Origin of the sequence: Actinacidiphila oryziradicis, assembly GCF_005047355.1 — a bacterium.
Lineage (GTDB): Bacteria > Actinomycetota > Actinomycetes > Streptomycetales > Streptomycetaceae > Actinacidiphila > Actinacidiphila oryziradicis.
The window spans coordinates 76,785-101,178 of the sequence record NZ_SUMC01000002.1 but is presented as its reverse complement, the minus strand read 5'-3'; the positions used below and the strand labels follow the sequence as shown (position 1 = coordinate 101,178).

Sequence of the window (24,394 nt, the reverse complement as noted above, 5' to 3'; positions counted from 1 at the left end):
CAGTGAAATCCGGTTGGGAGCGGGCCGGTGCCCAGGGAGAATCGTTGACTATGGGACATGTTGAGGCGGCACATCTGGAGTACTACCTGCCGGACGGGCGGGTGCTGCTCGGCGACGTCTCGTTCCGGGTGGGAGAAGGCGCCGCGGTGGCCCTGGTCGGGGCGAACGGCGCGGGGAAGACGACGCTGCTGCGGCTGATCGCGGGGGAGCTGAAACCGCACGGCGGCACGGTGAAGGTGAGCGGCGGCCTGGGGGTGATGCCGCAGTTCGTCGGGTCGGTGCGGGACGACCGGACCGTACGGGACCTGCTGGTGTCCGTGGCCCACCCCCGTATCCGTGAGGCCGCGAAGGCGGTGGACGCCGCCGAACTCGCGATCCTCGCGCAGGACGACGAGGCCGCGCAGATGGAGTACGCCCAGTCCCTCAGCGACTGGGCGGAGGTACGCGGCTACGAGGCCGAGACGGTATGGGACATGTGCACCATGGCCGCGCTGGGCGTCCCGTACGAGCGGGCCCAGTGGCGCGAGGTGAAGACCCTCTCGGGCGGCGAGCAGAAACGGCTCGTACTGGAGGCTCTGCTGCGCGGCACGGACGAGGTGCTGCTCCTGGACGAGCCGGACAACTATCTGGACGTACCCGGCAAGCGATGGCTTGAGGAACGGCTGCGCGAGACGAAGAAGACGGTGCTCTTCGTCAGCCACGACCGGGAACTGCTGGCACGGTCGGCGGAGAAGATCGTGAGCGTCGAGCCGGGAGCCTCGGGGTCCGACGTGTGGGTGCACGGCGCCGGATTCGAGACGTACCACCAGGCACGCAAGGAACGCTTCGCGCGCTTCGAGGAGCTGCGGCGGCGTTGGGAGGAGGAGCACACCAAGCTGAAGCAGCTGGTGTTCCGGCTGCGGCAGCAGGCCGCCATCAGCCCCGACATGGCCTCGCGCTACGCCGCCGCGCAGACCCGGCTGCGGAAGTTCGAGGAGATCGGCCCGCCGCCGGAGCCGCCGCGTGAGCAGGACATCAAGATGCGGCTCCAGGGCGGCCGCACCGGGATCCGGGCCGTGACCTGCAAGGGGCTGGAGCTGACGGGGCTGATGCAGCCGTTCGACCTGGAGGTTTTCTACGGGGAACGGGTGGCGGTGCTGGGGTCGAACGGCTCGGGGAAGTCGCACTTCCTGCGGCTGCTGGCGGGGGAGCCGGTGCGGCACTCGGGGGAGTGGAAGCTCGGCGCGCGGGTGGTGCCCGGGCACTTCGCGCAGACCCACGCGCATCCGGAGCTTCAGGGGCGCACCCTCGTCGACATCCTGTGGACCGAGCACGCCCGGGACCGCGGCAAGGCGATGGGGGCCCTGCGGCGGTACGAACTGGAGGGCCAGGGGGACCAGCTCTTCGGGAATCTGTCGGGCGGGCAGCAGGCGCGCTTCCAGATCCTGCTGCTCGAACTGGCGGGGACCACCGCGCTGCTGCTGGACGAGCCGACGGACAACCTCGACCTGGAGAGCGCGGAGGCGTTGCAGGACGGCCTTGAGGCGTACGACGGGACGGTGCTGGCGGTGACGCACGACCGGTGGTTCGCGCGGACCTTCGACCGGTATCTGGTCTTCGGGTCGGACGGGTTGGTACGGGAGTCGACCGAGCCGGTGTGGGACGAGCGGCGGGTGGCGCGCGAGCGGTAGGGGCCGTCTTCGCCCCGGGGCCCAGCCGTCCGGCCCCGGGCGGCTGGGCCCCGGCGCGCTCGTGTCGCGCCGGGGAGCTGGTCGGCGGCCACCTAGCCTGAGTCGTATGGATGGCCTGATCCGTATGGACGCGGACAAGACGGGCGGGGTGGGCTGGCTGCTACGGCCGGCTTCCTGGCCTGTACGGGCGGCTGCCGCCGCAGTGCTGGTGGCGGCGGTGCTGGAGGTGTACCGGCGCAGCCACTCCGGGGGGATGGACAACGCCTTTGTGGTGCGGGCCGCCCGCAGCTTCCTGGACGGGGGGTCGCCGTACGCGGACAAGCGGTTCCTCTATCTGCCCAGCGCGGTGCTGGCGGCGGTACCGGAGGCGCTGCTGCCGGACCGGGTGCTGCGGGCGGTGGTGCCGGTGGGGGTGGCTGGGCTGGTGCTGGGCGGCTGGTGGTGTTCCCTGCGGATCTTCGGCGTCTGGGCCGGGAGCCGGCTCGCGGTGCTGGGCGCGGGCGGGCTGGCGTACTTCGCGCCGTTCCGGAACCTGCTGCTGCTGGGCAACTGGACGGCGGTCTCGGTCGCCGCGCTGCCGCTCGCGCTGCTGCTGGTGGTGCGGGCACGGTGGGTCGCGGCGGGGGCCGTGATCGGGGCGGCGGTCGCGGTCAAGCCGATGCTGGTGCCCTTCGCGCTGCTCTTCGTCTTCGCCGGGCGCTGGCGGGCGCTCGCGGTGGCCGTGGCGATCCCGGCGGCGGGGTCCGTGGCGGCGGCGCTCGCGATCCCGCACCCCGGTTACTTCTTCACGCGTACGGTGCCTTTTCTGCTGCGGGGGCAGGATCCCTTCGCCGGGCTGTACGACGCTTCGCTGGGTGCCGTGCTGCCACGGCTGGGGGTGCCGCGGGGCCTGGCGCTGGCGTTCGCGATGGCCGTCGCCGCCGTAGGCGTGTGGTGCGCCTGGCGGCGCTGGCGGCGGGCGGACGACACGCCGATGCGCGTTGTGGAAACCGGCACCATGCTGATGCTTTCCGCTTTCCTCGTCTCGCGGCCCTCCTTCGACCACTACGTCCTCGTCGTGCTCCTTCCATTGCTCGCCTCCGTGGTGGTGCCGGGCTCGGCAGCCCGTACGCCCTGGTTCTGGATCGCGCTGGTTCCGCAGATCCCGGTGATCGACTGGCCGTATGTGACGCCGCTTACCCGGCGTGCCTTCAAGGACGCGGCCATGTTCTGCGGCCTCGCGGCCGTGCTCGCGTGGCGGTGCGCGGTGCCGGTGCGGCCCGTCCGCCTGCGGCGGGCTTCCCCCGCCGGCCCGCCCCTGTGTCCTCAGGAGCCCGACGGGCTGACGTCTCGCCCTCAAACGCCGGGCGGGCTCGAGAAGACGGGGCCGCCCGGCCCGTAGGGCGCCGTTCGTCCGGCGCCCCGAGCCCCCTCCGGCCGCCTGTGGCGCCGGGCGCGCCCGGATTCCGCCGCGACGCCGCGACGCCGCGAGGCGCGACAGCGCAGCCCGGCGGTGCTGAACCGGCCGCGCCGCCGGCGGGGGTGCCGCGCCCGTGCCCCGGGCCCGGGTGCCCGGCGAGGGCGCGGCTGGGGTGCCGGTCAGGCCCGCGGCCAGGTGTGGCGCCGGGCGCCCCGGCGCGGCGGAGGAGTCCGCCGTTGAGTGCTGTGGCGGAGCGCGTTTTGACCCGTCCGGGGCCGGGCGGGTATTCTGCGAGTTCGTTATGCGTATTGGCTTGCTCGTTCTCACGTGAGAGGCCGTTACGCCGGTCCACCGGGCCGATGATCCAGCGATGGGCTGCGGGTTGCGTCCCCGTATCTCGTCAAGGCTGTCGTGATCGTCCAGGTGGCCTTGTCAGGACTCACTCACTGAAGAAGCGAAGGCTATGACCGCGCGTACGTTCAGCCCCAAGCCCGGCGATGTCCAGCGCCAGTGGCACGTCATTGACGCGCAGGACGTTGTCCTGGGCCGTCTGGCCACTCAGGCCGCGAACCTCCTCCGGGGCAAGCACAAGCCGATTTACGCGCCGCACGTTGACACGGGTGACTTCGTCATCATCATCAACGCCGACAAGGTGCACCTGTCCGGCAACAAGCGGACCCAGAAGCTCGCCTACCGCCACTCCGGCTTCCCGGGCGGTCTGCGGTCCGTCCGCTACGACGAGCTCCTGGACAAGAACCCGGAGAAGGCCGTCGAGAAGGCCATCAAGGGCATGGTCCCCAAGAACACCCTGGGCCGTCAGATGCTCTCGAAGCTGAAGGTCTACTCGGGCCCGGATCACCCGCACGCTGCCCAGCAGCCGGTGCCGTTCGAGATCAGCCAGGTCGCGCAGGGCTAGTCCCAGCCACCAACATCACAGAAAGCAATCTGAGGAGAATCGTGGCTGAGACCACCGCTGAGGCCCCCGTCGTCGAGGACGGCGAGATCGTCGAGAACATCGAGATCCCGGAGGAGTACACCTCCGAGTCTCTCGTGGGCCGCTTCGGCGACCCGCAGCCGGCTGCCGGCACCGGCCGCCGCAAGGAGTCCATCGCGCGCGTCCGCATCGTGCCGGGCTCCGGCAAGTGGAAGATCAACGGTCGTACCCTTGAGGGCTACTTCCCCAACAAGGTGCACCAGCAGGCAGTCAACGAGCCGTTCAAGATCCTTGAGCTCGACAACCGCTACGACGTCGTCGCCCGCATCAGCGGCGGCGGCATCTCCGGCCAGGCCGGCGCCCTGCGCCACGGCGTGGCCCGCGCCCTGAACGAGGCGGACGTGGACAACAACCGCGCCGCGCTCAAGAAGGCCGGCTTCCTCACCCGCGACGACCGTACGGTCGAGCGCAAGAAGGCCGGTCTGAAGAAGGCCCGTAAGGCTCCGCAGTACAGCAAGCGCTAAGCACGCTATCGCGTACGCCCCGGAGGCACATTGTGCTTCTCCGGGGCGTACGCGTTTCGGGGCTCAGGGCGTATATCTGGTGAAGCCAGCTGAAGCCAGTGAATCTGGTGCAGACGCCCAGGATCGGCAATCTCGGAGGTACAACAGTGGGACGACTCTTCGGTACGGACGGCGTGCGCGGCGTCGCCAACGCGGATCTGACGGCGGAGCTGGCGCTCGGCTTGTCGGTCGCGGCGGCGCATGTGCTGGCCGAGGCGGGCACGTTCGCGGGCCATCGGCCGGTGGCCGTGGTCGGGCGTGATCCGCGGGCGTCCGGGGAGTTCCTGGAGGCCGCCGTAGTGGCGGGCCTCGCGAGCGCCGGCGTGGACGTCCTGCGGGTCGGTGTGCTGCCCACCCCGGCGGTGGCGTATCTCACCGGTGCGCTGGGCGCCGACCTCGGTGTGATGCTCTCCGCGAGCCACAACGCGATGCCGGACAACGGCGTCAAGTTCTTCGCCCGGGGCGGGCAGAAGCTCGCCGACGAGCTGGAGGACCGTATCGAGGACACGTACCACTCGCACGCGGCCGGTGAGCCCTGGGACAGACCGACCGGCGCCGGGGTCGGCCGCGTGAAGGCGTACGACGAGGGCTTCGACCGCTACGTCGCCCACCTCGTCGCCGTACTCCCCAACCGCCTGGACGGACTCAAGGTCGTCCTGGACGAGGCACACGGCGCCGCCGCCCGGGTCTCCCCGGAGGCTTTCACCCGGGCCGGCGCGGAGATCGTCACCATCGGCACGGACCCGGACGGCCTCAACATCAACGACGGCTGCGGGTCCACCCATCTGGACCTGCTCAAGGCCGCCGTCGTCGACCACGGCGCCGACCTCGGCATCGCCCACGACGGTGACGCCGACCGCTGCCTCGCCGTGGACGCCAAGGGCGAGGAGGTCGACGGCGACCAGATCCTGGCCGTGCTGGCGCTGGCGCTGCGCGAGGCGGGCGGGCTGCGCAAGAACACCGTCGTCGGCACCGTCATGTCCAACCTCGGCTTCAAGCTGGCGATGGAGCGCGAAGGCATCGACCTGGTGCAGACCGCGGTCGGCGACCGCTATGTGCTGGAGGAGATGAAAGCCCAGGGCTACGCGCTCGGCGGCGAGCAGTCCGGCCACGTCATCATCCTCGACCACGCCACGACCGGCGACGGCACCCTCACCGGCCTCATGCTCGCCGCCCGGGTCGTCGCCACGGGACGGCCCCTCGACGAGCTGGCCGCCGTCATGCGGCGGCTGCCCCAAGTGCTCATCAACGTACGTGACGTCGACAAGTCCCGGGTCGCCTCCTCGCCCGAGCTGACCGCCGCCGTGGCCGAGGCCGAGGCCGAACTCGGCTCCACCGGACGGGTCCTGCTGCGGTCCTCCGGGACGGAGCCCCTCGTACGGGTCATGGTCGAGGCCGCGGACATCGACCACGCCCGTGCGGTGGCCGGACGCCTGGCGGACGTCGTCAAGAGCGCGCTGGGCTAGGGCCTGTCCGGCCGATCTCCGCGGCGTCGCGTGCCCTGGCACCAGCGCTCGCGGCGTTGTCGTCAGTCGACGACTCTCCCCCAGACTCCGTCCGGGAGGTGCCCCCACCAAGCTCTCGGCTCCGCTCGAGCAGGGGGGACCCCCATCGCGTCGCCTCCTCCCCCAGCTACCGCTGGGAGGTGCCCCCACCTCCGCCTTGCGATCACAGGCGCCAGACCCCGCTCCTTCTCCCACGGAGATCGGCCGGACAGGCCCTAGACCGCCCGTCAGCCGGTGGCGCGCTGCCTCGCCCAGAGCCACTTCTGGGCGAGCAGCGTGAGCGTGCCCGCGAGCACGATCCCCGCCAGCGGCCCGGACTCCGGACCCACCACCTGGCACCCACGATCAGGGTCGCGCTGTCCAGCAGCACCCCGCAGGCCGCGAGCATCGTCGCCGGCGGCGTCGGTGAGCGACTCCCAGAGGACCAGGCCGATGCTTTCCATCGCGATCGACCCGTGCGCCGCGATGCCCGGCGCCCGCAATCCGGCCAGCGGTTCGCCGGCCGCCTCCCGGGCGACGTCGCACGTGACCACGTCCCCGGCGGGCCGATGGTCCGCTCGACGAGAGCGATGACTTCGTCCGTGCGGCCGGGGGGGCTACAGCTTGCGCAGCGACAGCCGCCGCACCTTGTGATCCGGCCCCTTGCGGAGCACGAGCGTCGCCCGCCCCCGGGTGGGCAGCACATTCTGCTGCAGATTCGGCAGGTTGATGGTGCGCCACGTCATACGGCCGTACTCCAGCGCCTCCTCCTCCGACACCTTTGTGTACTTGTGGAAGTACGAGAGCGGGTTCTGGAAGGCCGTCTCGCGCAGCTTGCGGAACCGGGTGAGATACCACTGCTCGATGTCCTCGGTGCGCGCGTCCACATAGACGCTGAAGTCGAAGAAGTCCGCCAGCCCGACCCGGGTCAGGCCGTCCTTGCCCGGCAGCGCGGGCTGGAGCACATTGAGCCCTTCGACGATGAGGATGTCGGGCCTGCGCACCACGAGCCGCTCGTCGGGGACGATGTCGTAGATCAGGTGGGAGTAGACGGGCGCGGTCACCTCGTCCTTGCCGGACTTCACGTCCGCGACAAAGCGCGTCAGCGCCCGGCGGTCGTAGGACTCGGGGAAACCCTTCCGCGACATCAGCCCGCGGCGCAGCAGTTCCGCCTTGGGCAGCAGGAAGCCGTCGGTGGTGACCAGCTCGACGCGCGGGTGTTCGGGCCAGCGGGCCAGCACTGCCTGGAGGATGCGGGCGACGGTCGACTTGCCGACGGCCACGCTGCCGGCGACGCCTATGACGAAGGGGGTGCCGGCCTGGGCACCGTGGCCGTTCCCGGCGTCGCCGAGGAAGGTGTTGAGGGCGCCGCGCAGGCCGCTGGTGGCACCGACGTAGAGATTGAGCAGCCGGGAGAGCGGCAGGTAGATGTCGCGGACCTCATCCAGGTCCACCACGTCGCCGAGGCCCCGCAGCCGCTCGACCTCAGCGGCGGTCAGTGGCAGCGGGGTCCGGTCGCGCAGGGCACTCCACTCCGCGCGGGTGAGGTCCACGAACGGGGTGACATCCACGCGGCGCTGGTGCTGGTCGGTCATGGGCACGGCCACCATTGTCCGGCCGGGCGGCACGGGGCTGACGCCGGGGGTCGGCGCGCGGTGCCGCACACGGCCTAGGCTGACCGTCATGTGTGGAATCGTGGGTTACGTAGGCGGCCAGTCCGCCCTCGACGTCGTCATCGCAGGCCTGAAGCGGCTGGAGTACCGCGGCTACGACTCGGCGGGCGTCGCCGTTCTCGCCGACGGCGGGCTCGCCGGTGCCAAGAAGGCGGGCAAGCTGGCCAACCTCCAGGCGCTGCTGGAGGAGCGTCCGCTGCCCACCGGCCCCGCCGGTATCGGCCACACCCGCTGGGCCACCCATGGCGGCCCCACCGACGCCAACGCGCATCCGCACCTCGACAACGCCGGCCGGGTCGCCGTCGTCCACAACGGCATCATCGAGAACTTCGCCGCGCTGCGGGCGGAGCTCGCCGAACGGGGTCACGTCCTCGCCTCCGAGACCGACACCGAGGTCGTCTCGCACCTCCTCGCCGAGAACTTCTCCTCCTGCGGCGACCTCGCCGAGGCCATGCGGCAGGTCTGCCGCCGTCTTGACGGCGCCTTCACCCTGGTCGCGGTGCACGCGGACGAGCCGGATGTGGTGGTCGGTGCCCGCCGCAACTCCCCGCTCGTCGTCGGAGTCGGCCAGGGCGAGAACTTCCTCGCCTCCGACGTCGCCGCCTTCATCGCGCACACCCGCGAGGCGATCGAGCTCGGCCAGGACCAGGTCGTGGAGCTGCGCCGGGAGGGCGTGACGGTCACGGACTTCGACGGCAAGCCGGCCGAAGTGCGGCCGTACCACGTCACCTGGGACGCGTCCGCCGCCGAGAAGGGCGGCTACGACTACTTCATGCTCAAGGAGATCGCCGAGCAGCCCAAGGCCGTCGCCGACACCCTCCTCGGGCGGATCGACGCCTCCGGCAGCCTCGCCCTGGATGAGGTCCGTATCCCCGACCACGTACTCCGCGAGATCGACAAGGTCGTGATAGTCGCCTGCGGAACAGCCTTCCACGCCGGGATGATCGCCAAGTACGCCATCGAGCACTGGACGCGGGTGCCCTGCGAGGTCGAACTCGCCAGCGAGTTCCGCTACCGCGACCCGATCCTCGACCAGCGGACCCTCGTCGTCGCCATCAGCCAGTCCGGCGAGACCATGGACACCCTCATGGCGCTCCGGCACGCCCGCGAACAGGGCTCCAAGGTGCTGGCCATCTGCAATACGAACGGCTCGACCATCCCGCGCGAATCGGACGCCGTGCTATATACGCACGCCGGGCCGGAAGTCGCCGTGGCCTCGACGAAGGCGTTCCTCACGCAGGTCGTCGCCTGCTATCTGGTGGCGCTTTACCTCGGGCAGGTACGCGGCACCAAGTGGGGCGACGAGATCCTCTCCGTGATCCGCGAGCTCTCCGACATCTCCAAGCAGGTCGAGCAGGTGCTCGAGACCATGGAGCCGGTGCGGGAGCTCGCGCGCTCGCTCAAAGACAAGAACACGGTCCTCTTCCTCGGGCGGCATGTGGGATACCCGGTCGCCCTGGAGGGTGCGCTCAAGCTCAAGGAACTGGCCTATATGCACGCCGAGGGCTTCGCCGCCGGCGAGCTGAAGCACGGGCCGATCGCGCTCATCGAGGACGACCTGCCGGTCGTGGTCGTCGTGCCCTCGCCGCGCGGGCGGTCCGTCCTGCACGACAAGATCGTCTCCAACATCCAGGAGATCCGTGCACGCGGGGCCCGGACCATCGTCATCGCCGAGGAGGGTGACGAGGCGGTGGTCCCGTACGCGGACCACCTCGTGCGCGTCCCGCAGACCCCCGTCCTGCTCCAGCCGCTCGTCGCCACCGTCCCCCTCCAGGTCTTCGCCTGCGAACTCGCCACCGCGCGCGGCAACGAAGTGGACCAGCCGCGCAACCTCGCCAAGTCGGTGACCGTCGAGTGATCATCGGAGTCGGCATCGACGTCGCCGAGATCGACCGCTTCGCCGCTTCACTGGAACGCACTCCGGGGCTGGCCGACCGCTTGTTCCTCCGGAACGAGTTCTACCTCCCGGACGGCGCCCGGCGCGGCGTCGCCTCCCTCGCCGCCCGCTTCGCCGCCAAGGAGGCCCTGGCCAAGGCGCTGGGCGCCCCCGGCGGGCTGCGGTGGCTCGACGCCGAGATCGTCACGGAGGACTCCGGACGGCCCCGGCTGGCCGTCTCCGGCACGGTGGCCGCGTGCGCGGCGGAGCTCGGGGTACGGGCGTGGCACGTGTCGTTGAGCCACGACGCGGGGATCGCTTCCGCCGTGGTGATCGCGGAGGGGTGAACGAAAAACCCCCTGGGGCTGTTCAATGGTGCGCATGAGGCAAGCGCACAGTGTCGAAACGATCCGGACCGCCGAGCGGGCCCTGATGGCCGCGCTCCCCGATGGCGCGCTCATGCAGCGCGCGGCGGCAGGCCTGGCCGCGACCTGCACGGAAGCGCTCCGCAGGGTGTACGGCGCACGCGTCGTGCTGCTCGTCGGCAGCGGCGACAACGGCGGCGACGCGCTCTACGCGGGCGCGCGCCTCGCCAGGCGCGGAGCAGGCGTGACAGCCGTACTCCTCTCACCTGAGCGCGCGCACGCCCAGGGCCTGGCCGCACTGAGAGCGTCCGGCGGCAGGGCGGTGACCCCGGCGGCGGCGGGGCCGCTCATCGCACGGGCGGAACTGATCCTGGACGGGATCGTGGGCATCGGTGGGAAGGGCGGGCTGCGCCCGGAAGCGGCGGAGCTGGCGGCGGCGGCCACCGCGTCGGGGGCGACGGTCGTCGCGGTGGATCTGCCGAGCGGCATCGACGCCGACACCGGCGAACTGCACGGCCCGGCGGTGCGGGCGGACTTCACGGTCACGTTCGGGACGTACAAGCCGGGCCTGCTGATCGACCCGGCGGCGAGCCGCGCCGGAGCCCTGCGGCTCATCGACATCGGGCTCGCCCTCCGGGACCCCGTGCTCGAAGCGCTTCAGCACGCGGACGTGGCGGCGCTGCTGCCCACGCCCTCCGCCGAGAGCGACAAGTACCGCCGGGGCGTCGTCGGAATCGTCGCGGGCTCGGAGCGCTACCCCGGCGCGGCGGTGCTAGCGGTGGCCGGGGCGCTGCGGGGCGGGGCGGGCGCGGTCCGCTACGTCGGCACCGGGGCGGACGCGGTGCTGGCCCGCTTTCCCGAGACGCTGGTGTCGGCGGGCCCGCCGGCCAAGGCGGGGCGCGTGCAGGCCTGGGTGGTGGGCCCGGGCCTGGGCGACGGGTCGGACGCGCGGCAGGCCGTGGCGGAGGTACTGGCGGCCGAGGTGCCGGTTCTCGTGGACGCCGATGGCCTGCGGCTCATGGAACGGGAACAGGTCCGCTCCCGGCGCGCGCCGACTGTACTCACCCCGCACGCAGGGGAGGCGGCGGCGCTGCTGGGCGCCTCCCGCGAGGAGGTCGAGGCCGCCCGTCTCGCCTCGGTGCGCCGCCTCGCGGCGGCCTACCGGGCGACCGCACTGCTCAAGGGCTCGACGACCCTCGTCGCCGAGCCGGACCCGGACACGCCGGTACGGGTGAACCCCACCGGCACGCCGTGGCTGGCCACCGCGGGCAGCGGCGATGTCCTGTCCGGCCTGACCGGCTCCCTGCTGGCGGCCGGCCTCGCCGCCCGCGACGCGGCGTCCGTCGGCGCCTACCTGCACGGTCTGGCGGGCCGTATCGCCGCCGGCTCACCCATCGCCGCCGCCGATATCGCCGACTCGCTGCCTGCCGCGTGGCGCGACGTACGGTCGGCGTAGCGCCCCTGCGGCGGGCTCTGCCTTTCTGGCCCTGCGCCGTTGCGCGGGGTGCGCTTTGTTCGGTGGGTGGGTCGGTGGCGCCTCCGGGGTGACTCTCTCCCCCAACCTTCGGCCGGGAGGTGCCCCCACCAGCTACCTCCCCCAGCCTTCGGCCGGGAGGTGCCCCCAGGAGGTGCCCTTACGACTGTGTCGCCAGCATCCCCTGCACCATGCGCCATCGCCACCGGCATACGGCGACACAGTCTGCGGGGACACCCCTGCACCGCCCCCTCCGGCCGTCACAGCGCCTTGCGGTGCGTGTTCTCTTGGGGTCCAAACCACCGGGTGCGGTGCGTTCGTTTTACGGTCTCCGCCACGGCGAGGCCGTCACGCGCCCATGCGGCTGGGAGGGGACGCGCCGGGGTGTCCCCGCAGGGGACGAGCGTGTGCACCCCGGGCAAGCATGCTGCGGACCCGCACGCGCGAGCCCCGAGGAGATCACCCCACAGCGGCCCCGACCCCGCGCACGACAACCCAGCCCGTCCGGCGTTTGAGGACAAAGCGGCAACCCCGGCAGACGGGGCGGGACCATGCAGGCCGGCCCTGCGCAGCAGCTGGCGCATCCCCCAAGCGGGGGAATCGGGGCCTCGGACCGTGCCGTGGGCCGGTGTACGCGGAATGCATCCGGCATGGTGACGAAAAGGATGCGTCTCGCGGCTGTGGCACTGGCCGCGATGACGGCGCTCGCTCCGACCAGAGCGATAGCCGACGACGGACCGGGCTCCGGTCACAGCGTGAACGTGGACCTGGTGGAGTTGGTACCGGACGACGATTCTGACGCTGGGGAGCCGGGCGGCGACGCGGATGCCGGTGCCTGCACCGGGCAGAGCGGGCCGTACCAGCGCGAGGTGGAGAAGTACCTGAAGCTGCCGGTCGACGGCAGTCAGTCGCCCGCGGACTGCGAAGCGATCAGGGCATTCCAGTCGGAGTACGGCATTACCCCGGACACCGGCTACGCCGGGCCCGTGACCTGGGGCTGGATGCGGCTCGAACAGGCGCAGGGCAACCCGAACGCGGCCGGGAAGTGCCCGGTGCGCACCAGACAGCGCGTGGTGTGCGTGGACTTGGACCGGCAGCTGCTGTGGGTGCAGAGCGGCAAGAAGGTCATCTACGGCCCGGTCTCGATCCGCACCGGCCGGCGCGGGTACGAGACGCGCATCGGATGGCACGAGGTGTACGAGCGCAAGCGGGACCAGGTGTCGGAGATCTACGGTACGAAGATGCCGTTCAGCCAGTTCTTCGACGGGGGAGAGGCGTTGCACGCGATCAGCAGCGGGAGCGTGTACGGCCCGCCGGGCTCGTACGGCTGCGTAAACCTCTCCTATAGCGACGCGCAGAGCCTGTGGGGCGTGCTGAAGCTGAAGGACCGGGTGTACGTGTGGGGCCGCAAGCCAGGGACGTAACGCGAGGGGCATGACAGAAGCCTGAGACACTGGGTTCGATGGACAGTACTGCGATGCGTGCCTGGGCCCGGATAGATCTGGCCGCGCTCCGGGCCAATGTGGAGGCGCTGCGGGCCCGTGCACCCGGCGCCGGGCTGATGGCCGTGGTGAAATCGGACGCCTATGGCCACGGCATGGTGCCGTGCGCCCGTGCGGCGATCGAGGCGGGCGCGACCTGGCTGGGCACGGCAACGCCGCAGGAGGCGCTGGAGCTGCGCGCGGCGGGCGTCGGCGCCAGGGCGCTGTGCTGGCTGTGGACGCCGGGCGGCCCGTGGCGCGAGGCCATCGAGGCGGACATCGACGTATCGGTGAGCGGCATGTGGGCGCTGCGCGAGGTCGTCGCCGCCGCGCGCGCGGCCGGGCGACACGCCCGGGTGCACCTCAAAGCCGACACAGGGTTGGGCCGTAACGGCGCGCAGCCCGCCGATTGGCCGGAACTCGTCGCGGCGGCACGCGCGGCCGAGGCGGAGGGCGCCCTACAGGTGACCGGTCTCTGGTCGCACTTCGCGTGCGCGGATGAGCCCGGTCATCCCTCCATCGCCGCCCAACTTGCCTCGTACCGCGAAGCACTGGCGCATGCGGAGCGTGCGGGCCTGCGGCCCGAGGTCCGGCATATGGCGAACTCCCCGGCGACGCTCACCCTCCCCGAGTCGCACTTCGATCTCGTGCGGACCGGGGTCGCGATGTACGGGATCTCGCCCGTGCCGCAGCTGGGGGCGCCGGCGGACTTCGGGCTGCGTCCGGTGATGACGCTCGGTGCTCGGATCGCGCTGGTCAAGGCGGTACCGGGCGGGCACGGCATCAGTTACGGCCACAAATACACCACTCCGGGTGCGACGACCCTCGCCCTGGTGCCGGTCGGCTACGCGGACGGCATCCCGCGCCATGCGTCGGGCACCGGGCCGGTGCTGGTCGCGGGCAAGTGGCGGACGGTGGCGGGGAGGGTGGCGATGGACCAGTTCGTCGTGGACTTGGGCGGCGACTCGGCGGAGGTGGGCGACGAGGCGCTGCTCTTCGGGCCGGGTGACCGGGGCGAGCCGACGGCCGAGGACTGGGCGCTGGCCGCCGACACCATCTCTTACGAGATCATTACTCGGATCGGAACCCGGGTGCCGCGTGTCTACGTGGGTAAGTAACGCGTAGGCCGACCGGGAGCAGCGAATACGACCATGAGCGAGACCAAAACTGCATTGGAGGCGGTGGCCGAGGCCACCTCGTCCGGGCGCTGGGCACGTGCCGGGCTCGTCGGCGCCGCGATCGGCGTCGTCGCGGCGGGGGCGGCGGCGGGCGTCGCCATCGAGCGGGCCACCGTCGGCCGCGGAGTGCGCCGCAAGGCGCTGCTGGCGCTGGACACCTACGGGCCGTACGGCACTCTGCGCGGCACCCCGAGCACGGTTTTCGCCGAGGACGGCACCGAGCTCTACTACGAGACCGACGAGATCGAGTCCGCGCCGGCGGAGGCCGCCCCGCGCCGGGGCAAGAGGCGGCGGGCCGGGCTTTTCCGGCGAAACGGGGCCTCACCGCCGCTGACCGTTGTCTTCAGCCATGGTTACTGCCTGAACCAGGACTCCTGGCACTTCCAGCGCGCAGCCCTGCGCGGCAGCGTACGGGCCGTGTACTGGGACCAGCGCTCCCACGGCCGCTCCGCGCGCGGCAAGGACCAGCTCGGCGGCGCCCCCGCCACCATCGACCAGCTCGGACGGGATCTGAAGCGGGTCATCGACGCCGCCGCGCCCGACGGGCCGCTGGTCCTCGTCGGCCACTCCATGGGCGGCATGACGGTCATGGCGTTCGCCGAGCAGTTCCCGGACCTGGTCCACGAACGGGTGGCCGGTGTCGCCTTCGTCGGCACGTCCTCCGGCAAGATGGCCGCCGTCACGCTCGGCCTGCCGGCGGCGGCCACGCGGGCGTTCCGAGTGCTGGCGCCCGGCGTGCTGCGGGTGCTGGGCACCCAGGTGGACCTGGTGGAGCGGGGGCGGCGGGCGACCGCGGACCTCTTCGCCGGGATCGTGAAGCGGTACTCCTTCGGCTCGGACGACGTGGACCCGGGAGTCGGCAGGTTCGCGGAGCGGATGATCGAGTCGACGCCGATCGATGTCGTGGCGGAGTTCTATCCGGCCTTCACCGAGCACGAGAAGACCGAGGCCCTGGAGGTTTTCGACAGCCTGCCGGGGCTTGTGCTCGCCGGGGACAAGGACCTGCTGACGCCCAGCGACCACAGCCGCGACATCGCCGAGCGGCTGCCGGACGCCGAGTTCGTCGTCGTCCCCGGCGCCGGGCACCTCGTGATGCTGGAGCGTCCCGACCTGGTCAACGCTCATCTCGCCGCGCTGCTCACGGAGGCTGCGGACGCCGCCAGGGCCCCGCTGCCGCAGGCGCTCCGCGAGTTGGGGTCCGCGGCGGCGGCCGAAGGGGCGTAGCGGCTCTGCACCGCGCCCGGCACCGGTACATTCGGGCTCATGGGAGCACCTCAGGAAGTCCGTATCACCGTCAAGACCCCGGAGCACATGCGGGAGCTGGGCCGCAGGCTCGCGGGGCTGCTCGCGCCCGGCGACCTGGTGCTGCTCAGCGGTGAGCTGGGGGCGGGCAAGACGACGCTGACCCGGGGGCTGGGCGAGGGACTCGGGGTGCGGGGGGCGGTCACATCGCCGACGTTCGTGATCGCGCGCGTGCATCCGTCGCAGAGCGGCGGCCCCGCGCTGGTGCACGTGGACGCGTACCGGCTGGGCGGCGGGCTTGACGAGATGGAGGATCTGGACCTGGATGTGTCGCTGCCGGAATCGGTGGTGGTCGTGGAGTGGGGCGAGGGCAAGGTCGAGAAGCTGTCCGAGGCGCGCCTGCAGGTCGTGATCCAGCGGGCTGTCGGCATGGTCGAGCTCGCCGAGGACGACCACGACGAGCGGGAGGTGACCGTCACCGGGATCGGTGAGCGCTGGGCGGCCCAGGATCTGTCGGCGCTCGCGGTTTGAGGGCTGTGGGGCTTCCGGGGCTTCTGGCGTTTCCGGCGCTTACGTGCCGACAAGGTGTCGGCAAGATGTTGCGCAGAGGCACCCATACGTGTTCTGCTGGAGGCAGAGAGCCGGTTAGGGCGACCTAACCTCACCTGCCTGGTCCCAGGAGGCACGCATGTCGGCCTACGGCACGAAGGACGCACCCAGCGCCCCGAAGGCGCCGGGCTGCCCGGGTTTCTCGATGCGGGACCTGCTGGCGGCAGGCGCCGCCGCGAACACGATCAGTACGCCGCCGGAGGGCGACGACGCCGCCGAGGCCGACCCGGAACCGGGCGCCGGCGCCGGGGACGAGCCGGACGCCGCCGTCAGTCATTGAGTCGGGTTACTTCACTACGACGACCTTTGTTCCGGTCACCGCCGTGTCCCACACCGCTGTGCCGTCCGCCCGCTTTTCGCGAATGCCGCCGGTCTTCTGCGCGGGGTTCGGGGTGGGCAGTGAGCCGTCCTGCGCCGCGCTGAAGCCGATGATCACACCGTTGTGCGTCGCGAACCGCACCACATGCTCGATCGACACCCCGTCGCCGCCCAGGCCCTGTGCGGTGCGTGACGTCACGGTGTACGAGCCGAGCGCGGGATCGACGGTGCCGGGGGTGACCAGGAAGGTGCGGGTCGCCTTGCCGGCCGCGTCCACCAGCCAGACCCGGTTCTCGCCGAGCGAGTACACGACGCGCAGGCCGCTTCCGGAGCCGCCCGGCAACGCGTTGGCCTTCGCCTTCGCCGTCGATTGCGACGAGGCAGTGGAGGGCGAGGCCGCCGCTCCACCGGGGTTGCCCGGGCGGGCGATCGGTGCCGCGCCCGACGCCTGGACAGCCAGCGCGGCGATCGCGGCCACCGCGGCCGCGGTGAGGCCGGCCACGATGGTCCCCGGGCTGATCCTTGCCATTTCTCCTCCGGAGGGGTTTGCGCTCTGTTGCGACGTTAGCAGCGCCCGGCCGTTACTCGGCGCCGGAAGGCGCACACCGGTGCGGGTGGGTCGGGGTGGGGCGGCGTGGGCCCTAGCGGGCGGCGCTGCGGTCGATTTGCGGCTGCCGCCGTGTGGCCACCCGCCCTGCGTCGCTTTAGGGCCTGTCCGGCCGATCTCCGCGGCGTCGCGTGCCCTGGCACTGGGGGCACCTCCCAGCGGTAGCTGGGGGAGCTCGCGGCGTTGTCGTCAGTCGACGACGCTCCGCGTCGCCTCCCTCCTCCGCCTTGCGATCACAGGCGCCAGACCCCGCTCCTTCTCCCACGGAGATCGGCCGGACAGGCCCTAGTGCCCGTACGGGCACTAGGGCCTGTCCCGCCCCCCTTGCGTCTCGTCGCGGGCTCACGGCCGGTAAGGGGTGACAAGACGGCGGCAGCGGGCTGCCAGGCTGCGTCTTGGGGCCGGTGGGGGGACTCCCGCGCCGTAGGCTGTGGTCGTGCTGCTGCTCGCCTTTGATACCGCCACTCCCGCCGTCACCGCCGCCCTGCACGACGGGCAGGGTGTGCTCGCCGAATCGACGACCGTCGACGCGCGGCGGCACGGGGAACTGCTGATGCCCGCCGTGGACCGGGTGCTGGGGGAGGCGGGGGTGAAGCTCGACGCGGTGACCGGCATCGTGGTCGGGGTCGGGCCGGGGCCGTACACGGGGCTGAGAGTCGGCCTGGTGACGGCCGCGGCGTTCGGGGACGCGCTGGGGGTGCCGGTGCACGGGGTGTGCACGCTGGACGGCATCGCTTACGCGGCCGGCCTGGACGAGCCGTTCGTCGTCGCGACCGATGCGCGGCGGAAAGAGGTGTACTGGGCGCGGTACTTGAACGCCCGTACCCGGGTCACCGAGGCCGCCGTGGACCGTCCGGCGAAGATCGCAGGGGCTGTTGCCGGGCTGCCGGCGGTGGGCGCGGGGGCTGCGCTGTATCCGGATGTGTTCACGGACGTACGACCGCCTGGGCATCAGTCGGCCGGGGCTCTGGCGGCGTTGGCCGCCTTGAAGCTGGCGGAGGGCGAGGAGTTCCTGCCGGCGCTGCCGCTGTATCTGCGGCGGCCGGACGCTCAAGTGCCGGCTGGCTACAAGGCGGTCCTGCCGAAATGAACGCCGTAACAAGCATTGTGTTGCGCGAGATGCGCTGGTGGGACATCGATGCGGTGATGGAGCTGGAACACGAGCTCTTCCCGGACGATGCCTGGTCGCGCGGCATGTTCTGGTCGGAACTGGCCGACGCGCGCCACCCCGACGCAACGCGTCACTATGTGGTGGCCGAGGACGAGTCCGGGCGTGTCGCGGGCTATGGGGGGCTCGCCGCGATCGCCGGGACCGGCGACATACAGACGATCGGCACGGCCCGGGGCCAGTGGGGCACCGGCCTCGGCGCCAGGCTGTTGCGGGAACTGCTGCGCCAGGCCACCTCTTTCGAGTGCCATGAGGTGCTGCTCGAAGTGCGGGTGGACAACGAGCGTGCCCAGCGCCTCTACACCCGTTTCGGCTTCGAGTCGATCGGCTTCCGGCGTGGCTACTACCAGCCGGGCAATGTCGACGCGCTGGTGATGCGGCTGACCGACCCTTCCTCCGTACAAGGAACAGAGATCCATGGCTGACGAGCCTCTTGTCCTCGGCATCGAAACCTCGTGCGACGAGACCGGTGTCGGCATCGTCCGGGGCCACACTCTCCTCGCCGACGCCATCGCCTCCAGCGTCGACGAGCACGCCCGTTTCGGCGGCGTCGTGCCGGAGGTGGCGAGCCGGGCGCACCTTGAGGCGATGGTGCCGACCATCCAGCGCGCCCTGAAGGACGCCGGTGTCGCCGCTTCGGACTTGGACGGTATCGCCGTCACGGCGGGGCCGGGGCTGGCGGGGGCGCTACTGGTGGGCGTATCGGCGGCGAAGGCGTATGCGTACGCCCTGGGAAAGCCGCTCTACGGCGTCAATCACCTGGCCTCCCACATCTGCGTCGACCAGTTGGAACACGGTGCGCTGCCCGAGCCGACCATGGCGCTGCTGGTCTCCGGCGGACACTCGTCACTGCTGCTCGCGCCCGATATCACCACCGATGTGCGGCCGCTCGGCTCGACCATCGACGATGCGGCGGGCGAGGCCTTCGACAAGGTCGCCCGGGTGCTGGGCCTCGGCTTCCCCGGCGGCCCGGCCATCGACCGCCAGGCGCGCGACGGCGACCCCGGGGCCATCCGCTTCCCGCGCGGCCTCACGGGGGGCCGCGACCCGATCTATGACTTCTCCTTCTCGGGTCTGAAGACCGCTGTCGCGCGCTGGGTGGAGGGCAAGCGCCGGGAGGGGGTGGCGGTGCCGGTCGCCGACGTGGCCGCGTCCTTCCAGGAGGCGGTTGTCGATGTGCTGACCCGGAAGGCCGTCCGCGCCTGCAAGGACAACGGCGTGGATCATCTGATGATCGGCGGCGGTGTCGCCGCGAATTCGCGGCTGCGGTCGCTGGCCCAGGAACGCTGCGCCGACGCCGGCATCGTGCTCCGGGTGCCGAGGCCGGGGCTCTGCACGGACAATGGCGCGATGGTGGCCGCGCTGGGCGCGGAGATGGTCGCCCGGGGCCGCCCGGCGTCCACCTGGGACCTGCCCGCCGACTCCTCGCTGCCAGTCACCGAGGTCTCCGTACCGGGACACACCCACTGATGGCCGTCGCCCTGATGTGGGAGGCCCGCGCGGCGGAGGGCCGGGGGACCGAACTGCTGGAGTGGGTACGGGGGCAGGAACTCTCCGCCCCGCCGCTGCGCCGCGAGACCCTTACCGCCCCTGGGAACCGCGTCCTTGTGATCACCTGGTGGGACGCGCCGTACGACGCCGAACTCCCGGAACTCCCCGAGCCGGACGGCGGCTTGGTGAGCCGTCCGCCGCACCGCTGGCGCTTCGAGTCACTCGGCTCGTAGCACATGAGTGGTGAATTGGGTCACCTGTGGCCGTAATGGGGCGAACGGCGCTTTACGGTTGTGGGATGACCGAGATGGCGGCGCCCCGGGCGCGTACTGGCGGACCGAAGGACGACAGCGGCAATGTGCTGGAGCATGCGATCGGCTGGGCGCTGGTGGTCCTGCTCGCCGTGCTCGTCACCAGCCTGGGGCTGTTGTAGCCCGGTCGGGGCTCAGGGCAGCAGGGCCGAGGTGTCCAGCACCGGGTAGGGATCGGGGAGCGGCACCTTGCCGCCCAGCTCGGACGAGGTGCCAGGCTACGCCTGGGCCGGGTTCCCCAGCAGCATCATCGGAGCCCCCGCGACGCGGGTGAGGACGATCACGCAGGTGTTCACTCCTTCGAGTCTGAGCCGCTTGCGCAGTTCCTCCGGCTCGACCGCCGAACCGCGCTTCTTGATGACGGCGGTCCCGACCCGGCGCTCGCGCAGCAGCGCCTTGAGCCGCTTCAGGTTGAAGGGCAGCACATCGGTGATCTCGTACGGGGTCGCGTAAGGCGTCGGCCGCAGCTCGTCGGCCGTGATGTAGGCGATGGTCTCGTCGATGAGCCCGCCCCCCAGCGTCCGCGCGATGTCCGCGACCAGGTGGGCGCGGATGACGGCGCCGTCGGGCTCGTACAGATACCGCCCCACGGGCCGCGCGGCGGGGTCCTGGAGTCCCTCGCCGACCAGGGACGCTCCCGATGGCAGCAAGGTCGCGCGCCGGGCACCGGGGGCGGTGCCGAACCAGAGCACGGCCTCCTTCACATCGCCCCGGTCGGAGACCCACTCGGCCTCGGCCTCCTCGGGTACGGCCTCGTGGGGTATGCCCGGGGCGATCTTCAGGGCCGCGTACGGTGCCTTGCGGGCGGCCGCGACGGCCCACGACAGCGGCGGTGAGTACGCCTCGGGGTCGAAGATCCGGCCCCTGCCGCCGCGCCGTGCCGGGTCGACGAACACGGCGTCGTACGCACCTGTGTCAACCTCCGTGACATCCGCGCACCGCACCTCGATCAGCCCCTCCAGCCCCAGCGCCCGCGCGTTGGCGTTCGCGACCGCGCAGGTCAGCGGGGAGCGGTCGACGGCCAGCACCTTCACCCCGGCCCGAGCCAGCGCTATCGCGTCGCCGCCGATACCGCCGCACAGGTCGGCGACCCGCCGCACTCCCAGCGCGGTGAAGCGGGCGGCGCGGTGGGCGGCGACGGAGGTGCGGGTGGCCTGCTCGACGCCGTCCGGCGTGAAGTACATGCGGTAGGCGTCCTCGCCGAACTTCGCCGCCCCCCGCTGCCGCAGCCGCGCCTGGGCGAGCGCCGCCGATACCAGCGCCGCGGGGTGCTCGCGGCGCAGTCTTGTCGCTGTCCCGAGCTCCTGGGCGGGGTCGTAGTCGCGCAGCCCGGCCAGCAGGGCCTGGCCCTGGCCGGTCAGCAGCGCGGAGAACGCTTCGAGATCCACACAGTCATTGTGAACGAGCCGTGGTGCCCGAGCCGCCGTCAACAAACCGCCGGGGCGACGCGTTGGCACTCTACTTGACCGAGTGCTAAGTCCGTCCTAGTCTCAGAACTGGCACTCAGCACTGCCGAGTGCCAAACACACAGCGACGGGCAGGTCCGGCACCCGCGACGACGGGCCTACCAGGTCGCCACCCCATACAGACACTCCCGTAAGCCCTTTGAAGGGGGAGGTCGGATCGTGACGACCGCCAGCACCAAGGTTGCCATCAAGCCGCTTGAGGACCGTGTTGTGGTCCAGCCGCTCGAGGCCGAGCAGACCACGGCCTCGGGCCTGGTCATTCCGGACACCGCCAAGGAGAAGCCCCAGGAGGGCGTCATCCTTGCCGTCGGTCCGGGCCGCTTCGAGGACGGCAAGCGCCTTCCGCTCGACGTCAACGTCGGCGACGTCGTGCTGTACAGCAAGTACGGCGGCACCGAGGTGAAGTACAACGGCGAGGAGTACCTCGTCCTCTCGGCTCGCGACGTTCTCGCGATCATCGAGAAGTAATACCAAGGCAGTAGCGCGCCCCGGGTCATCCGCGTCGTCCAGACCGGGGACCCGGGGCGTGGCCGTTCACGGCGCAGCCGACGTAGACGTACGTAGACGACGAAGAAGACGAGGAAGTACTCCAGGCATGGCCAAGACCCTGAAGTTCGACGAGGACGCCCGTCGCGCCCTTGAGCGCGGCGTCAACAAGCTCGCCGACACCGTGAAGGTGACCATCGGCCCCAAGGGCCGCAATGTCGTCATCGACAAGAAGTTCGGCGCGCCGACGATCACCAACGACGGCGTGACCATCGCCCGTGAGGTGGAACTCGACGACCCGTACGAGAACCTGGGCGCCCAGCTGGTGAAGGAGGTGGCGACCAAGACCAACGACATCGCGGGTGACGGCACCACCACCGCCACCGTGCTGGCCCAGGCACTGGTCCGCGAGGGCCTGCGCAATGTCGCCGCGGGCGCCTCCCCCGCCTCGCTCAAGAAGGGCATCGACGCGGCCGTCAAGGCTGTCTCGGACGAGCTGCTCGCCACCGCCCGCCCGATCGAGGGCAAGGAAGATGTCGCGGCCGTGGCCGCGCTCAGCGCCCAGGACAAGCAGGTCGGCGAGCTGATCGCCGAGGCGATCGACAAGGTCGGCAAGGACGGTGTGATCACCGTCGAGGAGTCCAACACCTTCGGCCTGGAGCTGGACTTCACCGAGGGCATGGCCTTCGACAAGGGCTATCTGTCCCCGTACTTCGTCACCGACCAGGAGCGCCTCGAGGCTGTCCTGGACGACCCGTACATCCTGGTCACCCAGGGCAAGATCAGCTCCATCCAGGAGCTGCTGCCCCTGCTGGAGAAGGTCATCCAGGCCGGTTCCTCCCGCCCGCTGCTGATCATCGCCGAGGACGTCGACGGCGAGGCGCTCTCCACCCTCGTCGTCAACAAGATCCGTGGCACCTTCAACGCGGTCGCCGTCAAGGCCCCCGGCTTTGGCGACCGTCGCAAGGCCATGCTCGGCGACATCGCCACCCTCACCGGTGCGACCGTCATCGCCGAGGAGGTCGGCCTCAAGCTCGAGCAGGCCGATCTGGACCTGCTGGGCACCGCCCGCCGGGTCACCGTCACCAAGGACGAGACCACCATCGTCGACGGTGCCGGCGACAAGGCCGAGATCGAGGGCCGCATCGCCCAGATCAAGGCCGAGATCGCCAACACCGACTCCGACTGGGACCGCGAGAAGCTCCAGGAGCGCCTCGCGAAGCTGGCCGGCGGCGTGTGCGTGATCCGTGTCGGTGCGGCCACCGAGGTCGAGCTCAAGGAGAAGAAGCACCGTCTGGAGGACGCCATCTCCGCGACCCGCGCCGCGGTCGAGGAGGGCATCGTCTCCGGTGGTGGCTCCGCGCTCGTCCACGCCGTCAAGGTCCTGGAGGACAACCTCGGCAAGACCGGCGACGAGGCCACCGGTGTTGCGGTCGTCCGCCGCGCCGCCGTCGAGCCGCTGCGCTGGATCGCCGAGAACGCGGGCCTCGAGGGCTACGTCATCACCGCGAAGGTCGCCGAGCTGGAGAAGAACCACGGCTTCAACGCCGCGACCGGCGAGTACGGCGACCTGGTGAAGGCCGGCGTCATCGACCCGGTCAAGGTCACCCGCTCCGCGCTGGAGAACGCCGCGTCCATCGCGTCCCTCCTCCTCACCACCGAGACCCTTGTGGTCGAGAAGAAGGAAGAGGAGCCGGCCGACGCGGGTCACGGCCATGGTCACGGCCACTCCCACTGACGCACGCGCCTGATCCAAGAGAAGGCCTCTGTTCCCGCTCGTGAGCGGCGGGAACAGAGGCCTTCTGCCCCTTGCGGGTCTCTATTGCTTGATCAACGGTGCCTCGCGCCTCCCACGGGCGACCCCGCGCTCCGGATCAAGGCTCAAATACCAGCCTAATCCTCCGGGGCCTGATCCTCCTCGTGCCCCAGGCCCGGGGCCATGCGCTCATGGATCCTCGCCACGGTCTCCTCCGGCAGCGCGTCCGCCGCCGGCAGCAGCCGGGGGAGCAGCTCCGGACGCGTCGTCAGCGCGCGGAAGCCCAGCGCCACCGTCACTTCGTGGTCCGGCCGGTGTACGACGGTGATCGGGTCCCCGGCGCGGATATCGCCGGGTTCGATCACCCTCAGGTATGCGCCGGGGCGGGCCTCCTGTGTGAACCGCCTGAGCCAGCCCGCACGGTCCAGCCAGCCCTGGAAGGTCGAGCACGGGATCCGGGCGCAGGAGACTTCCAGCACCACGTCCCGGCCGATGCGCCAGCGCTCTCCGATCAGCGCCGCGTTCACATCGATCCCGCCGGTGGTGAGGTTCTCACCGAACGCGCCGTTCCGCAGTTCGCGGGTGAGCTCCCGCTCCCAGCCGTCCAGGTCTTCGCGTGCGTAGGCGTACACCGCCTGGTCCGTGCCGCCGTGATGCCGCACGTCGTATACCCGGTCCCCGGCCAGCCCCACCGCCCCCGTGCCCTTGGGGCCCGGCGCGCTCACGGCCACCGGGCCCTCCACCGGACGCTTGTCGATGCCGGTCGCCGCCAGGCCCTTCCAGGGGTTCGGCCGCGGATGGCCCACATTTACCGTCAGTACCTGCATCCGAGGACGGTATCTT

General features: G+C 71.3%; 24 protein-coding genes and 1 pseudogene. 20 read left to right on the top strand and 5 right to left on the bottom strand.

What is annotated here, in order from left to right:
- Nucleotides 1–50: 50 nt before the first annotated feature.
- The 5 genes from FCI23_RS02710 (at nt 51) to glmM (ending at nt 6,032) form a co-directional block, all read left to right on the top strand.
- Nucleotides 51–1,670, top strand: coding sequence for an ABC-F family ATP-binding cassette domain-containing protein (locus FCI23_RS02710; RefSeq protein ID WP_136721804.1), 1,620 nt, complete (start codon nt 51–53; stop codon nt 1,668–1,670).
- 106 nt (nt 1,671–1,776) lie between these two features.
- Nucleotides 1,777–3,051 (top strand): glycosyltransferase family 87 protein, encoded by a 1,275-nt coding sequence (locus FCI23_RS02705; protein WP_246143237.1) that lies wholly within the window; start codon nt 1,777–1,779, stop codon nt 3,049–3,051.
- A 481-nt stretch (nt 3,052–3,532) separates the two neighbouring features.
- The gene (rplM, locus tag FCI23_RS02700; RefSeq protein WP_136721803.1) at nt 3,533–3,985 is read left to right on the top strand and encodes a 50S ribosomal protein L13; all 453 of its coding nucleotides are present in this window, start codon (nt 3,533–3,535) and stop codon (nt 3,983–3,985) included.
- A gap of 41 nt (nt 3,986–4,026) precedes the next feature.
- Nucleotides 4,027–4,527 carry a 30S ribosomal protein S9 gene (gene rpsI, locus FCI23_RS02695; protein WP_136721802.1) on the top strand — a complete coding sequence of 167 codons (501 nt, stop codon included), beginning with the start codon at nt 4,027–4,029 and terminating at the stop codon, nt 4,525–4,527.
- Nucleotides 4,528–4,673: 146 nt separating this feature from the next.
- Nucleotides 4,674–6,032, top strand: coding sequence for a phosphoglucosamine mutase (glmM, locus tag FCI23_RS02690; RefSeq protein WP_136721801.1), 1,359 nt, complete (start codon nt 4,674–4,676; stop codon nt 6,030–6,032).
- 326 nt (nt 6,033–6,358) lie between these two features.
- Here glmM and FCI23_RS02685 read toward each other — a convergent pair.
- Nucleotides 6,359–6,705 (bottom strand): annotated as a pseudogene (locus FCI23_RS02685) (hypothetical protein); the annotation flags it as partial.
- Nucleotides 6,668–7,660, bottom strand: a complete 993-nt coding sequence (gene coaA / locus FCI23_RS02680; protein WP_136722008.1) for a type I pantothenate kinase — start codon at nt 7,658–7,660, stop codon at nt 6,668–6,670. The gene coaA and the pseudogene FCI23_RS02685, both read right to left, overlap by 38 nt.
- Before the next feature lie 73 nt (nt 7,661–7,733).
- Here coaA and glmS point away from each other — a divergent pair, with 73 nt between their 5' ends.
- From glmS to FCI23_RS02640, 8 genes are all read left to right on the top strand, one after another.
- Nucleotides 7,734–9,581, top strand: coding sequence for a glutamine--fructose-6-phosphate transaminase (isomerizing) (glmS, locus tag FCI23_RS02675; protein ID WP_136721800.1), 1,848 nt, complete (start codon nt 7,734–7,736; stop codon nt 9,579–9,581).
- Complete coding sequence (locus FCI23_RS02670) at nt 9,578–9,946, top strand: holo-ACP synthase (protein WP_136721799.1); 369 nt, start codon at nt 9,578–9,580, stop codon at nt 9,944–9,946. The genes glmS and FCI23_RS02670 overlap by 4 nt, the downstream gene beginning before the upstream one ends.
- Nucleotides 9,947–9,980: 34 nt before the next feature.
- On the top strand, nt 9,981–11,420 hold the full coding sequence (locus FCI23_RS02665; RefSeq protein ID WP_136721798.1) for an NAD(P)H-hydrate dehydratase: 1,440 nt from the start codon (nt 9,981–9,983) through the stop codon (nt 11,418–11,420).
- 683 nt (nt 11,421–12,103) lie between these two features.
- Nucleotides 12,104–12,862: a L,D-transpeptidase family protein gene (locus FCI23_RS02660; RefSeq protein ID WP_246143236.1), complete on the top strand. Its 759-nt coding sequence runs from the start codon at nt 12,104–12,106 to the stop codon at nt 12,860–12,862.
- Between the two features lie 38 nt (nt 12,863–12,900).
- Nucleotides 12,901–14,037 carry an alanine racemase gene (gene alr / locus FCI23_RS02655; RefSeq protein WP_136721796.1) on the top strand — a complete coding sequence of 379 codons (1,137 nt, stop codon included), beginning with the start codon at nt 12,901–12,903 and terminating at the stop codon, nt 14,035–14,037.
- A 33-nt stretch (nt 14,038–14,070) separates the two neighbouring features.
- On the top strand, nt 14,071–15,321 hold the full coding sequence (locus FCI23_RS02650) for an alpha/beta fold hydrolase (RefSeq protein ID WP_136721795.1): 1,251 nt from the start codon (nt 14,071–14,073) through the stop codon (nt 15,319–15,321).
- A gap of 39 nt (nt 15,322–15,360) precedes the next feature.
- On the top strand, nt 15,361–15,870 hold the full coding sequence (tsaE, locus tag FCI23_RS02645; RefSeq protein WP_136721794.1) for a tRNA (adenosine(37)-N6)-threonylcarbamoyltransferase complex ATPase subunit type 1 TsaE: 510 nt from the start codon (nt 15,361–15,363) through the stop codon (nt 15,868–15,870).
- 157 nt (nt 15,871–16,027) lie between these two features.
- Nucleotides 16,028–16,228: a hypothetical protein gene (locus FCI23_RS02640; protein WP_136721793.1), complete on the top strand. Its 201-nt coding sequence runs from the start codon at nt 16,028–16,030 to the stop codon at nt 16,226–16,228.
- A gap of 6 nt (nt 16,229–16,234) precedes the next feature.
- Here FCI23_RS02640 and FCI23_RS02635 read toward each other — a convergent pair whose 3' ends face one another.
- Entirely contained in the window at nt 16,235–16,795 is a 561-nt protein-coding gene (locus FCI23_RS02635) for a hypothetical protein (RefSeq protein ID WP_136721792.1), read from the bottom strand.
- A 514-nt stretch (nt 16,796–17,309) separates the two neighbouring features.
- Here FCI23_RS02635 and tsaB point away from each other — a divergent pair.
- The 5 genes from tsaB to FCI23_RS02610 all read left to right on the top strand — a co-directional run bounded on the left by tsaB (nt 17,310) and on the right by FCI23_RS02610 (nt 19,965).
- On the top strand, nt 17,310–17,963 hold the full coding sequence (gene tsaB / locus FCI23_RS02630) for a tRNA (adenosine(37)-N6)-threonylcarbamoyltransferase complex dimerization subunit type 1 TsaB (RefSeq protein ID WP_136721791.1): 654 nt from the start codon (nt 17,310–17,312) through the stop codon (nt 17,961–17,963).
- Nucleotides 17,960–18,466 (top strand): ribosomal protein S18-alanine N-acetyltransferase, encoded by a 507-nt coding sequence (rimI, locus tag FCI23_RS02625; RefSeq protein WP_136721790.1) that lies wholly within the window; start codon nt 17,960–17,962, stop codon nt 18,464–18,466. The genes tsaB and rimI overlap by 4 nt, the downstream gene beginning before the upstream one ends.
- Nucleotides 18,459–19,511 (top strand): tRNA (adenosine(37)-N6)-threonylcarbamoyltransferase complex transferase subunit TsaD, encoded by a 1,053-nt coding sequence (gene tsaD, locus FCI23_RS02620; RefSeq protein WP_136721789.1) that lies wholly within the window; start codon nt 18,459–18,461, stop codon nt 19,509–19,511. The genes rimI and tsaD overlap by 8 nt, the downstream gene beginning before the upstream one ends.
- Nucleotides 19,511–19,765, top strand: coding sequence for a hypothetical protein (locus tag FCI23_RS02615; protein WP_136721788.1), 255 nt, complete (start codon nt 19,511–19,513; stop codon nt 19,763–19,765). Before tsaD ends, FCI23_RS02615 begins: the two co-directional genes overlap by 1 nt.
- Nucleotides 19,766–19,830: 65 nt before the next feature.
- A complete protein-coding gene (locus FCI23_RS02610) occupies nt 19,831–19,965 on the top strand; it encodes an SCO1431 family membrane protein (protein WP_136721787.1) in 135 nt (44 codons plus the stop codon).
- Between the two features lie 96 nt (nt 19,966–20,061).
- Here the strand turns inward: FCI23_RS02610 and FCI23_RS02605 are convergent, their stop codons facing one another.
- Nucleotides 20,062–21,231 carry a class I SAM-dependent methyltransferase gene (locus tag FCI23_RS02605; RefSeq protein WP_136721786.1) on the bottom strand — a complete coding sequence of 390 codons (1,170 nt, stop codon included), beginning with the start codon at nt 21,229–21,231 and terminating at the stop codon, nt 20,062–20,064.
- A 237-nt stretch (nt 21,232–21,468) separates the two neighbouring features.
- Here FCI23_RS02605 and groES point away from each other — a divergent pair, with 237 nt between their 5' ends.
- Complete coding sequence (groES, locus tag FCI23_RS02600) at nt 21,469–21,777, top strand: co-chaperone GroES (RefSeq protein ID WP_136721785.1); 309 nt, start codon at nt 21,469–21,471, stop codon at nt 21,775–21,777.
- Between the two features lie 127 nt (nt 21,778–21,904).
- On the top strand, nt 21,905–23,533 hold the full coding sequence (groL, locus tag FCI23_RS02595) for a chaperonin GroEL (RefSeq protein WP_136721784.1): 1,629 nt from the start codon (nt 21,905–21,907) through the stop codon (nt 23,531–23,533).
- A 155-nt stretch (nt 23,534–23,688) separates the two neighbouring features.
- Here groL and FCI23_RS02590 read toward each other — a convergent pair whose 3' ends face one another.
- On the bottom strand, nt 23,689–24,378 hold the full coding sequence (locus FCI23_RS02590) for an MOSC domain-containing protein (protein ID WP_136721783.1): 690 nt from the start codon (nt 24,376–24,378) through the stop codon (nt 23,689–23,691).
- Between the last annotated feature and the right edge of the window lie 16 nt (nt 24,379–24,394).